13 protein-coding genes are annotated in these 13,937 nt (G+C 48.2%); 11 read left to right on the forward strand and 2 right to left on the reverse strand.

The annotated features are described in order from the left end of the window. The first annotated feature begins 108 nt into the window (after positions 1-108). Together ACTHSX_RS00755 and ACTHSX_RS00760 are read left to right on the forward strand one after the other, a co-directional pair. Positions 109-570, forward strand: coding sequence for a c-type cytochrome (locus ACTHSX_RS00755; RefSeq protein ID WP_440376594.1), 462 nt, complete (start codon positions 109-111; stop codon positions 568-570). Positions 571-955: 385 nt separating this feature from the next. After that, on the forward strand, positions 956-3,718 hold the full coding sequence (locus tag ACTHSX_RS00760; protein WP_440376593.1) for a TonB-dependent receptor domain-containing protein: 2,763 nt from the start codon (positions 956-958) through the stop codon (positions 3,716-3,718). A 149-nt stretch (positions 3,719-3,867) separates the two neighbouring features. Here ACTHSX_RS00760 and ACTHSX_RS00765 read toward each other — a convergent pair whose 3' ends face one another. Then, on the reverse strand, positions 3,868-5,064 hold the full coding sequence (locus ACTHSX_RS00765; RefSeq protein ID WP_314273194.1) for an acetate kinase: 1,197 nt from the start codon (positions 5,062-5,064) through the stop codon (positions 3,868-3,870). Positions 5,065-5,301: 237 nt separating this feature from the next. Between ACTHSX_RS00765 and ACTHSX_RS00770 the strand changes: the two genes are divergently transcribed. The 9 genes from ACTHSX_RS00770 (at position 5,302) to trxA (ending at position 13,545) form a co-directional block, all read left to right on the forward strand. Then, on the forward strand, positions 5,302-5,607 hold the full coding sequence (locus tag ACTHSX_RS00770; RefSeq protein WP_314273196.1) for an HLGFF motif protein: 306 nt from the start codon (positions 5,302-5,304) through the stop codon (positions 5,605-5,607). Next, complete coding sequence (gene ccoS, locus ACTHSX_RS00775) at positions 5,607-5,795, forward strand: cbb3-type cytochrome oxidase assembly protein CcoS (protein WP_070712280.1); 189 nt, start codon at positions 5,607-5,609, stop codon at positions 5,793-5,795. Before ACTHSX_RS00770 ends, ccoS begins: the two co-directional genes overlap by 1 nt. Continuing rightward, entirely contained in the window at positions 5,792-7,108 is a 1,317-nt protein-coding gene (locus tag ACTHSX_RS00780; RefSeq protein ID WP_107867661.1) for an MFS transporter, read from the forward strand. The genes ccoS and ACTHSX_RS00780 overlap by 4 nt, the downstream gene beginning before the upstream one ends. 322 nt (positions 7,109-7,430) lie before the next feature. Further along, positions 7,431-8,411, forward strand: coding sequence for a DNA polymerase III subunit delta' (locus ACTHSX_RS00785; RefSeq protein ID WP_440376592.1), 981 nt, complete (start codon positions 7,431-7,433; stop codon positions 8,409-8,411). 10 nt (positions 8,412-8,421) lie between these two features. Continuing rightward, on the forward strand, positions 8,422-8,775 hold the full coding sequence (locus ACTHSX_RS00790) for a PilZ domain-containing protein (protein WP_003682949.1): 354 nt from the start codon (positions 8,422-8,424) through the stop codon (positions 8,773-8,775). 4 nt (positions 8,776-8,779) lie between these two features. After that, complete coding sequence (locus ACTHSX_RS00795) at positions 8,780-9,565, forward strand: TatD family hydrolase (protein WP_070712283.1); 786 nt, start codon at positions 8,780-8,782, stop codon at positions 9,563-9,565. Between the two features lie 321 nt (positions 9,566-9,886). Then, positions 9,887-11,440: a fatty acid--CoA ligase gene (locus ACTHSX_RS00800; RefSeq protein WP_440376591.1), complete on the forward strand. Its 1,554-nt coding sequence runs from the start codon at positions 9,887-9,889 to the stop codon at positions 11,438-11,440. Between the two features lie 81 nt (positions 11,441-11,521). Next, entirely contained in the window at positions 11,522-13,087 is a 1,566-nt protein-coding gene (locus ACTHSX_RS00805; RefSeq protein ID WP_440376590.1) for an ABC transporter ATP-binding protein, read from the forward strand. A 125-nt stretch (positions 13,088-13,212) separates the two neighbouring features. Further along, positions 13,213-13,545, forward strand: coding sequence for a thioredoxin TrxA (gene trxA, locus ACTHSX_RS00810; protein WP_440376589.1), 333 nt, complete (start codon positions 13,213-13,215; stop codon positions 13,543-13,545). A 62-nt stretch (positions 13,546-13,607) separates the two neighbouring features. Here trxA and ACTHSX_RS00815 read toward each other — a convergent pair whose 3' ends face one another. Further along, positions 13,608-13,925 (reverse strand): DUF2322 family protein, encoded by a 318-nt coding sequence (locus tag ACTHSX_RS00815; RefSeq protein WP_440376588.1) that lies wholly within the window; start codon positions 13,923-13,925, stop codon positions 13,608-13,610. Positions 13,926-13,937 lie beyond the last annotated feature (12 nt).

Consider the following 13,937-nt stretch of genomic DNA (forward strand, 5'->3'; position numbering starts at 1 on the left):
CAGACTTGGGTTTAAGGTATGATAACGCCTTATCAGACGGCCTGAGCGTTTGGCCGGCTGATTCTAAATTTAACGATAATCATATCATCACAATAGGACACACTCCATATGAAAACCCGTTTTCTCCCTGTTGCTTTGGCAACAGTGGCGCTTACGCTTTCCGCCTGCGACGGCAGCGGTGCGCCTTCCCAGCCTAAAGGCCCAATTTCCGAAGACCGCACTGCCGCGTTCAAATCCATGATGCCCGAGTTTACCCGCATGGGCAAAATGGTCAAAGACGAAGAGCCTTACGACGTTGAGAAATTCAAACAAGCTGCAGCCACTTTTGCCGAAAACAGCAAAAAACCGTTCACCCTGTTTGAATCCGACCCTCAAGGCAACGGCCGCGCCCTGCCTGCCATCTGGACAGACACAGCAAAATTCAAAGCCGAAGAAGAAAAATTCGTCGCTGCGGTTGAGAAACTCAACGCCGCCGCCCAAACCGGTAAGCTCGAAGAAATCAAAGCCGCTTACGGCGAAACCGGTGCAACCTGCAAATCCTGCCACGATACATTCCGCGGTCCGGAATAAGGCTTAAAACAATAAAGGCCGTCTGAAATATCATTTTCAGACGGCCTTTTCTTCAACTGACTTCAAATCTTTCTATATTAACTTTATATTTTGCATTTCATGTTTTTTATCGGTTTCATTTGAAACCGACGGCTCAATTCACATATCGCAATCAAATTTTCTTCTTCCGGCTGTTTAAATTCAATTAAATCTTCCTTCTTCTCGACCAACCCAATTCAAATTCAGACCTGCTTTATCTTTTCAGCCAGATGAATCATATGCGGGTGGATTATCTCCTGAAACAAGAATCTGCTTTATTTTTTAACAAATAAAAACCATTATCAAAATATTTGTAAAGTTTAATAATATGTTATACAGTAGCAGCTTCGTTTCTGAGGTAACTATCATGAATCCGAATTTCAAATTAAATCTACTAACATTATCTTTACTGGCTATAACAAGTATCGCACACGCAGAAGAAGAGGTTTCAACTCAAGAGCTTGATGAAATTCAAGTCAAAGGCAAACACATTGCCAAAGAGAAAAAAGTTTTTACCGAAGGCCAAGCCAAAAGTTCGCGTGAACGCGTTTATCAATCCAGCGAAAACATCGATACCATCGTTCGGAGCATGCCCGGCGTCTTCACCCAACAAGACAAGGGATCGGGGGTATTGGCGGTCAATATCCGTGGCGATAGCGGTTTGGGACGTGTCAATACGATGGTTGACGGCGTCACCCAAACCTTCTATTCCACTTCTGCCGATGCCGGACGCAGCGGCAGCTCCTCGCAATTCGGTACGGCACTGGATCCCAATTTCATTGCCGGCGTGGATGTAACCAAAGGCAGTTTCACAGGTGCCAACGGCATCAATACCTTATCCGGTACAGCCAATTTCCGTACTTTACGGGTAGACGATGTGGTACACGGAAACAATACCTTCGGCCTCTTGACCAAAGGATTGACCGGCACAAACAGCACCAAAAGCAATTTTATGGCAACCGGAGCGGTACAAAAATGGTTTGACAGCGGTGCGCGCCTTGGTGCGTTATATGGTTACAGCCACCGTAATGTCGAGCAAAACTATAAAGTGGGCGGCGGCGGTCAGCGTATTGGCAATTTTGGCGAAGAATATTTGGACCGTAAAAAACAAGAATATTTTGAGAGCAACTTATTGAAATTCGACCACGAACAAAATCTCTGGGTTCGTGACTTTTCCAAGCGCAATGCGGTCGGTAAAAGCTATTGGGACTACCCTTTCTCCAAAAAATATAACGATCCTGAAGTTTTGCAAAGAGATTATGTCGATGATTTGGAAAGAAGCTGGAAAGAGAATTTGGCACCGCAATGGGACCTGACTCCAATCGACCCGACCAGCCTGCAACAACGCTCAAACAGCCATTTGGTCAAAGTGGAATACGAAAACGACAACAACAAGCTGGACCTTCAGCTTCGTACCATGAACAACCGTATCGGCAGCCGCAAAGTAGAAAACCGCAACTACCAAGCCAATTACAACTTAAACATTGGCGATTATGTCGATTTAAACGTGTTGGCCGCCCATAATCTGGGAAAACAAAAATATCCGAAAAACTCACGTTTTTCAGGATGGGGACTGCTTGATTATTTGGAAACCAAAAACACAGCCAATCTTTTGGATATCAACAACAGCTTTTCTTTCAAACTTCCCCAAAAAACAGATTTAAAAGCTACCGTCGGTTTCAATTTCTTTAAAAACCAATACAGTAAAAACCGCTTTCCGGAAGAGCTGAGTCTGTTTTACGACGGCCCGGATCAAGATGCCGGCCTGTACAGCTTTTTAGGCCGCTTCAAAGGCGACAAAGGAATATTTCCTCAGAAATCAACCATATTGCAACCTTCAGGCCAGCAAAAATTCAATACGTTCTATTTTGATACGTCCTTAAAAAAAGGCATTTATCAACTGAATTACAGCGCCAATATGGTCAATTACCGCTACAAGGGCGAATATACCGACTACTTCAATACCCAAGAAGACTTTAAAAAAGCATTTGGAGAAGATTCTGAAATTTATAAACAGCATTGCACGCCAAGCTGCGACCTTTACGAACCTGTTTATACCAAATCCGGTAAAAAGCATGCGGTAAACCATTCGGTGGCATTAAACATCAATGTCAACGACTACTTTATGCCGTTTATCAGCTATTCGCGTACGCATAGAATGCCAAATATTCAAGAAATGTATTTTTCACAAATCGGCGACTCAGGCGTCAATACCGCCCTTAAACCGGAACAGGCCAATACTTACCAAATAGGCTTCAATACCTTCAAAAAAGGGATTTTCAAGCCGGACGATGTATTGGGTTTTAAACTGGTCGCCTATCGCAGCAGGATAAACAACTATATCCACAATGTTTATGGCAAATGGTGGGATTTGGATAAAGCACCCAGCTGGGTAACCAGTACCGGCCTGCAATACTCTATCCAACATCGAAACTATGCCAAACCTGTCCATAAAAACGGTTTGGAAGTGGAAATGAACTACGATTTCGGCCGCTTTTTTACCACCCTGTCTTACGCATATCAAAGAACCAACCAGCCGACCAATTATAGCGATGCCAGCGAATCGCCCCGTAATTCTTCTAAAGAAGACCAAATTAAACAAGGTTACGGCTTAAGCAAAATTTCCCGCTTGCCCCGAGATTACGGGCGGTTTGAATTAGGGTCCCGATGGTTGGGCAATAAATTGACCATCGGCGGCATTATGCGCTATTACGGCAAAAGTACACGGGCGACGACTGAGGAAGAATTTGTTGACGGTACAACCGGTGCCAATACCTACTCTTCACATCAAATGGGCAGAAGGGTGATCAAAAAAACAGAAAGCATCAACAGACAGCCGATGATTTTTGATTTCTATGCCAATTATGAACCGAAGAAAAACCTTATCCTTCGTTTTGACATTCAAAATGCGTTCAATAAACGCTATGTCGATCCTTTGGATGCCGCAAACGATGCCGCAACCCAGCGCTATTTCAGCGTATTTGAAAGAAAAGGCGGTTTAGATGATGAGGAAGTCGAATGTGATGCCAACGGTTTATGCAATGGCAAATATGGCGGCACGACACGCTCCGTTTTGAACAACTACGCACGAGGCAGGACTTTGCTGTTTACCATCAGTTATAAGTTCTAAACCTATCTATCAGCATTCTTAATATTGAACTGATTAAAAAGCCGGCAAACATAATGTTTACCGGCTTTTTTCAATATATTCTCAAAATTTTCTTCATCTATACACAACAAAAAACCTGCCCTTGCGGGCAGGTTTTTAATAATGACGGATTACAGGCCGCTCAGACGGGCAGTATCGTGTGCAATCATCAATTCTTCGTTGGTAGGAATCACAACGGCAACAGCTTTGCTGTCGGCAGTGGTAATTACACCGGCATTGCCGAAGCGGGCTTTCAGGTTGGCTTCTTGGTCAATGTGCAGACCGAGGAAGCCCAAGTAGCCCAATACGCGTTCGCGGATGATGTCGGAGTTTTCACCGATACCGCCGGTGAAGACCAATGCGTCCAAACCGCCTGCCGCTACTGTCATGCTGCCGATGTATTTAGCCAAGCGGTAGATAAACATTTCCAGAGCCAGTTTGGCGCCCGGATGACCTTTGGCAGCTTCTTCTTCAATGGTACGGCAGTCGTTGGACAAACCGGAGATACCGAGCAGGCCGGATTTTTTGTTCAGCATTTCGGTAATTTGGGAAATGGTCATGTTGGCGTTTTCAGCCAAGAAACTGAAAACGGCAGGGTCGATATCGCCGCTGCGGGTGCCCATTACCAAGCCTTCCAACGGAGTCAGGCCCATGCTGGTGTCTTGAGATTGGCCGTTGGCAACGGCGGTAATGGATGCGCCGTTACCCAGGTGGGCAATAACCATGCGCAGGTCTTTTTTGTCTTTGCCGAGGAAGCGTGCAGTTTCGTCAGAAACGAAGCGGTAGCTGGTACCGTGCGCACCGTAACGGCGCAAGCCGTATTTTTCATACAATTCATGTGGAACAGCATATTTGTAAGCGTGTTCAGGCATGGTTTGATGGAAGGCGGTGTCGAATACGACAACGTTCGGCAGACCTTTGAAAATGGTTTGTGCAGCACGCAGGCCCAAAAGGTGGGCAGGGTTGTGCAAAGGAGCAAGCGGAATGCATTTTTCAATACCGGCAATGACTTCGTCGTCAACCAAAATAGATTCTTTGTACAATTCGCCGCCGCTGACGACACGGTGGCCGATGGCGCCGATACGGCTGTCGAGGTCATGCGCTTTCAGTTCTTCCATCAGGGCTTCAACAGCACCGGTATGGTCAGGTTTGGCAGAAAGATCGACTTTGCGTTTTTCACCGTTGAATTTGAAGGTAATGAAGGCATCAGGCAGATTGAGTTTTTCTGCCAGGCAGCTCAACAATACTTCGCCGCTGTCGTTGTCCAATACGGCACCCTTGAGGGAAGAGCTGCCGCAGTTCAAAACCAAGATTAACTTTTGTGTCATTTTTATGCTCCTTGAGGTTTCAGACGGCATTTTTTGTCGGGGCCTGACTGCTGCTCCGGCTATGTTGCACCCCTTGTGGGACGTAGTGGGTAGCGGTCTGAACAGATTAACAAAGTAAACGTCGTATTCTAACAAAAAATGTAATCGGCTGCTTGACTTAATATTTGATGTAAAATGGACGGAATTTTATTTTAGGCCGTCTGAAAAAATGACGGCAGATTTGAAGATTTCCCCGATATGCATTATTTCAGTATCCACACTCAAGACGGCGAACACGCCGGATTTTTTATTATGTTGGCAGACGATGAATCACAAAATCCGCCGCAAAGCGGACGCTTCGCAATCAAGCTGCAAAACGGAGATGCAGCCGAAGCGGCTGTATTATCGCCTTTTGAGCAAACCGATATCCCGCAATACTGGCGCGTAGTTAAAGACCGTATCGAATTGTTTTTTGATGATAAAAATATCGGTGCGTTACGCAACGAATACCTGACCATCAGCGGTAAAACCTTTATCCTGACAGATTTGACCGGAGCGATGTAATGGAAAGTATGTTTATCCTTGTCCCCATCAGCATTATTTTGGCCTTTATTATCGGCTGGTTTTTCTGGTGGTCGGGTAAAAACGGACAGTTTGACGACCTTGAAGGACCTGCGCACCGCATTTTGATGGACGACGACTCCACTGAAAAACTGATCGAAAAAGACGAAAACAAAGAATCCAAACAATGAGCCTTAAAAAAGACAATCTGAATTTCCACACGACCCGCCGTTTTGCGCCGCTCTTTGGGACGCAGTTTTTGGGTGCGTTTAATGATAATGTATTCAAAACCGCATTATTCGTGATGATCAGTTTTTACGGTTTAGGCAAAAATGACTTGCTGCCGCCCAGCCAAATGCTGAACTTGGGCGCAATGCTGTTTATCCTGCCCTACTTCCTGTTTTCCGCGCTCTCAGGGCAGCTAAGCAACAAATTCGATAAAGCCGTTTTGGCACGTTGGATCAAGCTGTTGGAAATCATCATCATGGCAGTGGCGGCGTATGGCTTCTACATCCAATCCGCGCCTTTGCTTTTAATCTGCCTGTTTTGCATGGGCACGCAATCGACTTTGTTCGGCCCGCTGAAATATGCCATTTTGCCCGATTACCTCAACGACAAAGAGCTGATTATGGGCAACAGCCTGATTGAATCGGGTACGTTTATCGCTATCTTGCTCGGCCAAATTTTGGGCACGGCAGTCGCAGGCGTTCCGCCGTATATTGTTGGCGGTTTGGTGTTATTGGTCGCCATCGGCGGCACGATGACCAGCCTGTTTATGCCGTCTGTACCCGCTAAAATGCCGGACACAAAAATCGAATGGAACATCATCAAAGGCACGAATTCACTGATTCGTAAAGCGGCAGCCAATCGTCCCGTATTCACGTCCATCATCGGTATTTCATGGTTTTGGTTTATCGGCTCGGTTTATACCACCCAACTGCCGACGTTCACGCAAATCCATTTGGGCGGCAACGATAATGTGTTCAACCTGATGTTGGCGCTGTTCTCCATCGGTATCGCCATCGGCTCGGTATTATGCGCCAAACTCAGCCACGAACGCCTGATTTTGGGCTTGGTTACCATCGGCACTCTGGGGCTAACGGTCTGTGGATTATTGCTGGTGTGGCTGACCCAAGGCCAACGCTTTACCGAATTAAACGGCATTATTTGGTTTTTATCGCAAGCTAAAGCGTATCCGATTATGCTCGTCATGTCGGCCATCGGCTTTTTCGGCGGCTTCTTCTCCGTACCGCTCTACACTTGGCTGCAAACTGCCAGCAGCGAAACCTTCCGCGCCCACGCCGTCGCCGCCAACAACATCATCAACGGCGTATTTATGGTGTCGGCTGCCATTTTGAGCGCGGTTTTGCTGATGTTGTTCGACAGCATTACACTGCTGTATTTGATTGTTGCCGTGGGTAATCTTCCGTTGATTGTTTACCTCATCAAACGGGAACCGAAATTTATCGGGGATTTGACCGCTTTGTTGAAAATCAGCAAATAAGGCCGTCTGAAATGTATCCCCACCATGCACATTTTCACTGTTCAATCTCGTGGACAGCTTGTGCATAAATCAGATTACTGTCTGATTTAACATTAAAAAACATATCTGCCTAAATTTTAAGCACCACTTTACCGCCAAACAAAATGCACATTTTCCCCAAACAAGCGTGTGCAAAGGCTGTGAATAAGTAAGCTTAATAATTGATATTTCAAAGAAAGACGATACTTGATTAATTTTTAGGCAGTTTATTAAAGGCCGTCTGAAACCTTTTTCAGACGGCCTGAGAGTATAATAACCACCTACCTTATAGTTCCCAAACGATATGATTTATCCATGGCATGAAACCCAATGGCAACAGCTCGCCGCCCATTGGCAAAACCGTCCCAACGCCTGGCTGTTTACCGGCAAAGAAAATACCGGCAAAACCGAGTTTGCCCGCTTTGTCGCGCAGGCATTGCTGTGCGAATCGCCCAAGTCCGGTCATGAACCCTGCGGCGAGTGCGCTTCGTGTCATTTGTTCAGCCAAAACACCCATCCCGACTTTTACGAACTCACGCCGGAAATTCCCGAAGGCGAGGCAACAGGACGCAAACTCCTGCAAATCAAAATCGATGCCGTGCGCGATATTGTGGAAAACATTTACCTGACCGCTGTCCGCGGCGGCCTGCGCGTGGTATTGGTGCATCCGGCTGAAAGCATGAACACACAGGCGGCAAACGGTTTGTTAAAAGCTTTGGAAGAGCCGCCGCAACATGTCGTTTTCCTACTCATTACCCATGCGCGCGACAAACTCCTGCCTACCATCAAAAGCCGTTGCCGCCAGATGGTGCTGCCCTCGCCTACCCATGAGCAGGCTGCGGCATATCTGCGTCAACAGGGCGTGGAAAATGCCAAAGCCTTGTTGGCATTCCACAGCGGCGCGCCTTTATTCACACCTGCTCCCGAATTGGACGCATTGCGCGAAGAGTTGCTGACGCTGCTGACTGCCCCGCGCCTGTTGGCCATACTCGACTACGCCGCCGCGTTCGACAAACAAAAGCAACCGCTGGCCGTTTTCATCGACTGGCTGCAAAAGTGGCTGATGGATGTCGGCTTGGCACAACAAAGCATGGCGCCGCTTTATTATCCACACCATGCCCAAGCTCTGCTTCAGACGGCCTCTAAAACCGATTCACGCAAGCTATTTGCCCTATTGGGCCGTCTGAACGCGCTCAACCCTTACGGATACCATACCTTGAGTGTTAAAATGCAGCTTGAGTATCTGCTTATCGAATATTTGGATTTTTGGCAAAACAAACCCTAACAGGTAATCAATGATGAATAAAAAAGACATTCCGGCGAAGATGTTGGCTTTGCAACTCAAAGACCCCAATTTGTTGTACAACTGCTATATGCCGTTTTTAGAACACGGCGGCCTGTTCGTACCGACCGATGACGTATTCTCCCTAGGCGAAGACATTCTCTTGGCCGTGGAAATCGCCGACTATCCCAAACGCTTCCTGCCAACCAAAGTCGTTTGGATCAATCCGGCGCGCACTTCGGCCCACCGCCCCAAAGGCGTAGGTCTTGCATTCTCCGAACACGAAAGCTGCCTGCAGGCAAAAAACCTGATCGAAGCCGAGCTTGGCCCGCGCCTGCGCAGCGACCGCACTACTTTTACCCTGTAATACCATGTATTTAATCGATTCACATTGCCATCTCAACTTTGACGGCTTAAAAGACCGCCTGCCCGAAGTCTTTGCCAATATGGAAGCGCAAAGCGTCAAACAGGCGCTTGCCATCAGCGTCAGCAAACAAAGTTTTGCCGAAGTCTTCGACATTGCTCAGGCAAACGACCACATCTACTGCACCATCGGCATACATCCCGACAGCCAAGAAGCAGAAGAATTTACCATTGCCGAAATGGTAGAAGCGGCCAAACATCCCAAAATCGTCGGTATCGGCGAAACCGGCTTGGACTATTACTGGTGCAAAGGCGATTTGTCATGGCAGCATCAACGCTTTGCCGACCACATCCAAGCCGCCAACGAAAGCGGCCTGCCCGTTATCGTCCACACGCGCGATGCGGCCGAAGACACATTGCGGATTTTGAAAGAATGCCATACTAATTCCGGCGTGATTCACTGCTTCTCTGAAGACATCGCCTTTGCCAAAGCCGCTTTGGATTTAGGCATGTACATCTCCTTCTCCGGCATTGTGACGTTTAAAAACGCGCCGCTGATACAGGAAGCCGCCAAATACGTCCCTGCCGATAGAATCTTGGTAGAAACCGATGCGCCTTTCCTCGCGCCGGTTCCCAAACGCGGCAAACAAAACGAGCCTTCCTACGTCCGCTATACAGCCGAGTTCTTAGCCAATCTACGCGGCGAGAGTTTAGAAACATTGGCACAAAACACCAGCGACAATTTCTATCGCCTGTTTAAGAAAGTACCCGATGGCCGTCTGAACAATGGCTAGGTCTCAAAGTCTCTAAACATTGGCTCTGCCAATCCGTCATCAGGATTCTGCCTCAAACTCAACGGTAAACTCAAAATGGCTTGAGACAGAAACGCAATCGGCTTGCGCTATCTTCCGAACGGCAGACTTTTGAAGAATGGGAATATTCCCATCAACAGAATAAATAAGTTTAAATTCAAAATATTGCTTTCCTAAGCCCAGCAAAGCGCAAGGCCGTCTGAAAGTATTTTCAGACGGCCTCTTGCTTATTTTACCGATAGGATGTAAAACCTATCCTTCGAAATAAACGGTTCATCGAAACCGTACATCAATCGACACAATATGGACACAAACTCCGAAATGCACACCCACCCTAATTTTTACGCTATGCTGACTGCAGCCTGCCAAAAAAACGGTAAAGGCACAGTCATTTTCAACGACAAAGAAAAAATCAGCTATTCCTCCCTCAAACGCGAAGTAGAAACCGTCGCCGCCTATCTGCAACACGAAGGCGTACAATATGGCGACAGGGTTGCCCTTGTCGTTTCCAATTCTCCCGAATTTATTGCCGCCTATTTCGCCATTACTTCCATCGGCGCGGTAGCCGTCCCACTCAACGTCTTTTTGAAAAGCGAAGAATTTTCCTACATCCTCAATGACTGCGGCGCACGCTTCATGTTTGCCTCCGCGCCGTTGGCCAAAGAACTCAAAAACATCAAAGCCAAAACCAAAGTCAATAAAATCATCTGGATTGGCGAAACCAAAGCTGCCAGTAGTGATGACAGCTATTTCGATGCCGCGCGAACATTCCCCGGCAAACCGAATCTGAGCCGTCAGCCGTCTGCCAACGATTTGGCGCACATTATCTACACCTCCGGCACAACCGGCCACCCAAAAGGCGCATTAATCAGTTACAGCAACCTGTTTTCCAACCTTTCAGGCATCGAACAAATTTTCCAAATTTCGCAAAAAGACCGCTTCGTCGTCTTCTTGCCCATGTTCCACAGCTTTACGCTGACCGCCATGGTTTTGCTGCCGATATATCAAGCCTGCTCGATTATTTTGGTCAAATCCGTCTTCCCGTTCTCCAACGTGTTGAAACAGGTTTTACTCAAACGCGCTACCATTTTCCTCGGCGTACCGGCCATTTACACCGCCATGAGCAAAACTAAAATCCCTTGGTATTTCAGATGGTTCAACCGCGTCCGTCTGTTTATTAGCGGCGGTGCGCCTCTGTCCGGACAAACCATCGACGACTTTAAAGCCAAATTCCCGCGCGCCAAATTGCTGGAAGGCTACGGCTTGAGCGAATGCTCGCCCGTTGTGGCCGTCAATACACCCGAACGCCAAAAAACCGCCAGCGTCGGCGTCGCCCTGCCCGGCCTGACCGTGAAAGCCGTCGATGACGAATTGGTCGAAGTGCCGCGCGGCGAAGTGGGCGAACTCATCATCAAAGGCGGCTCGGTCATGCAAGGCTACCTCAATATGCCTGACGCCACAGATGAAACCATTGTCAACGGTTGGCTGAAAACCGGAGACTTCGTCACCATAGACGAAGACGGCTTTATCTTCATCGTCGACCGCAAAAAAGACCTGATTATCTCCAAAGGCCAAAACGTCTATCCGCGTGAAATCGAGGAAGCCATTTACAAACTCGAAGCTGTGGAAGCCACTGCCGTAATCGGCGTGAGAGACCAATACGCCGATGAAGAAATCATTGCCTTTATCCAACTCAAAGAAGGCATGAAACTGGAAGAAGCCGAAGTCCGCAGCCACCTGCGCGGCCTGTTGGCAAACTTTAAAATCCCCAAACAAGTCATCTTCCAAGACGAGCTGCCGCGCAATGCCACCGGCAAAGTATTAAAACGCAAACTCAAAGAACAGTTTCAAGACTAAACCGCTGTTTCAGACGGCCCCTTGATTCATGCAGGCCGTCTGAAAATCTGTCATCAACAAACTTTTCAGACGGCCACGACCATGACTACACCTATACTCGAAATCGAAAACCTAAATGGCTCCTTTCCGAGCAAGCAAGTCCTGCACGATATCAACCTGACCTTGCAACCCGGCCGCAAACTGGCATTGGTCGGCGAGAGTGGCAGCGGCAAAACCGTATTGTCGCAAGGCATTATGCGCCTGAATCCGATGGTTACTTTTGAAGGCAGTCTGAAATATTGCGGAACCGATCTGCTGACCCAGCCCGAACGCGCCCTACAAAAACTGCGCGGCCGCGAAATCGGCATGGTGTTTCAAGAACCCATGACCGCCCTCAACCCCGTGATGCGTGTCGGCGAACAAATCGCCGAAGTCCTGTCCCTGCATTTGGGTTTGGATAAAAAACAGGCATGGGCGCGCGCTATCGAACTCCTGGACGAAACCGGCATCCACCAGCCCGAGCAAAAAGCTCAGGCCTACCCTTTCCAACTTTCCGGCGGCCAACGCCAACGCGCCATGATTGCCATGGCCGTATCAGCCCAGCCCAAGCTCCTGATTGCCGACGAACCGACCACCGCTTTGGACGTTGCCGTTCAAGCCCAAATCCTCGACCTACTCTCACGCCTGCAGGAAGAACACGGCATGACCATGCTCTACATTACGCACGACTTGAACCTTGTGCGCCGTTTTGCCGACGATGTCGCCGTTATGCGCAACGGCCGTATACTCGAAACCGGCAAAGCAGCTGAAGTCTTCGCCAATCCGCAGCACGAATACACCAAAATGTTGCTCAACGCCGGCACAATGCGCAAAGTGGCTCCTTTACCTGCAAACCCAGCCACCGTACTCAAGGCCGAACAAATCGCCTTCTCCATCAAAGAATCAGACGGCTGGTTTAAAAAACGCGACAAAACCATTCTCAACCCCATTTCTTTCGACCTAAAATCCGGCGAAACCTTAGGCATCATTGGCGAAAGTGGTTGCGGCAAAACCACGCTGGCGAAAGCCGTTATGCACCTTATCGATTCCGAAGGCAGCCTGAACATCAACGGCGAGCCATGGCGACACGAATTACGCCGCGAAATCCAAATGGTGTTCCAAGACCCATTCGGCGCATTTAATCCACGTATGAACGTCTTTGATACCGTTTCCGAAGCCTTGCGCGTTCACGAGCCTAGTATGCCGCGCGAAGAAATGCGCCGCCGCGTCGAAGAAGTCCTCAAACAAGTCGGCCTGCCCGAAGATGCACTCGAACGCTATCCGCACGCATTCTCCGGTGGCCAGCGCCAACGCCTCGCCATCGCCCGCGCCATCATTGTCCGCCCGAAAATCCTCGTATTGGACGAACCAACCAGCGCGCTTGATGTCCAATGGCAACAACAAATCCTTGAATTGCTCAGCAGCCTGCAAAAAGAATACGGCCTCGCCTTCATCATCATCAGCCACGACCTCGCCGTGATCCGCGCCATTTCCCACCGCGTGATGGTGTTGAAAGACGGCAAAATCGTTGAAGAAGGCGAATGCGAAAATGTGTTTGCCAATCCAAGCAGCGACTATACGCGCCATTTGATTGCCCACTCCGGCCATATGGTTCAAGAGGCCGTCTGAATCTTTAAGGATTACGATAGACGCATTTCAAAAAAACTATTACCGGGTGGCGGCACTTGAAATTTTCCCTGTCTGCCACTATTCTGAACAACATCTTTATTAATCCCGATTCAAAAGGAAATAACATGAGCAGCGAATTGATTATCCATACCAGCGATGCCAGCTTCGAACAAGACGTTTTGAAATCCGACGTACCTGTACTGCTGGACTTTTGGGCACCATGGTGCGGCCCTTGCAGAATGATTGCCCCAATCTTGGACGACATCGCCACCGAATTCCAAGGCCGTCTGAAGGTCGTTAAAATCAACATCGACGAAAATGAAGCCACTCCTGCCAAATTCGGCGTTCGCGGCATCCCTACCCTAATGGTGTTCAAAAACGGCAAAAACGTTGCAACCAAAGTCGGTGCATTGGCTAAAGGTCAACTGACTGCATTCATTGAAGCTTCTATCGCTTAAGGTTTTAAGCATATAAAAAGGCCGTCTGAAATTATTTTCAGACGGCCTTTTTTTTGTATTTATTAAGCAACCAATGGTTTCAAAGTCAGGCTGATATTGTCAGCCTTCACTTTAAACAGCAAATCAATATTCGGATGTTTGCCCGGATTGGCTTCGGCATCGGCAACATGTTCGGCAAACCATGCTAGGCCGCGTTCTGCCGCCGCTGCGTCCAGCTTGCCGTCAAACTCTTGCGCCAAAGCATGGTAAAGCTTGAGCGAGCCTTGTTTGCCGGGCGCATTGGGAATGTGATGAACCACATTGCCCTCTTTATTGAGAATATCCAAGCCGCTCAAATGGTCGATGGTAGGCATGGTGGCCAGATTATCTTGGAAGCTCATGATTGTCCTTTC

Source organism: Neisseria sp. P0014.S002 (genome assembly GCF_051958295.1).
GTDB classification, from domain to species: domain Bacteria; phylum Pseudomonadota; class Gammaproteobacteria; order Burkholderiales; family Neisseriaceae; genus Neisseria; species Neisseria flavescens_B.

Coding starts and splice junctions, on each gene's coding strand:
- ACTHSX_RS00755 (WP_440376594.1), top strand. CDS start 109: ATGAAAACCCGTTTTCTCCCTGTTGCTTTGGCAACAGTGGCGCTTACG.
- ACTHSX_RS00760 (WP_440376593.1), top strand. CDS start 956: ATGAATCCGAATTTCAAATTAAATCTACTAACATTATCTTTACTGGCT.
- ACTHSX_RS00765 (WP_314273194.1), bottom strand. CDS start 5,064: ATGACACAAAAGTTAATCTTGGTTTTGAACTGCGGCAGCTCTTCCCTC.
- ACTHSX_RS00770 (WP_314273196.1), top strand. CDS start 5,302: ATGCATTATTTCAGTATCCACACTCAAGACGGCGAACACGCCGGATTT.
- ccoS (WP_070712280.1), top strand. CDS start 5,607: ATGGAAAGTATGTTTATCCTTGTCCCCATCAGCATTATTTTGGCCTTT.
- ACTHSX_RS00780 (WP_107867661.1), top strand. CDS start 5,792: ATGAGCCTTAAAAAAGACAATCTGAATTTCCACACGACCCGCCGTTTT.
- ACTHSX_RS00785 (WP_440376592.1), top strand. CDS start 7,431: ATGATTTATCCATGGCATGAAACCCAATGGCAACAGCTCGCCGCCCAT.
- ACTHSX_RS00790 (WP_003682949.1), top strand. CDS start 8,422: ATGATGAATAAAAAAGACATTCCGGCGAAGATGTTGGCTTTGCAACTC.
- ACTHSX_RS00795 (WP_070712283.1), top strand. CDS start 8,780: ATGTATTTAATCGATTCACATTGCCATCTCAACTTTGACGGCTTAAAA.
- ACTHSX_RS00800 (WP_440376591.1), top strand. CDS start 9,887: ATGGACACAAACTCCGAAATGCACACCCACCCTAATTTTTACGCTATG.
- ACTHSX_RS00805 (WP_440376590.1), top strand. CDS start 11,522: ATGACTACACCTATACTCGAAATCGAAAACCTAAATGGCTCCTTTCCG.
- trxA (WP_440376589.1), top strand. CDS start 13,213: ATGAGCAGCGAATTGATTATCCATACCAGCGATGCCAGCTTCGAACAA.
- ACTHSX_RS00815 (WP_440376588.1), bottom strand. CDS start 13,925: ATGAGCTTCCAAGATAATCTGGCCACCATGCCTACCATCGACCATTTG.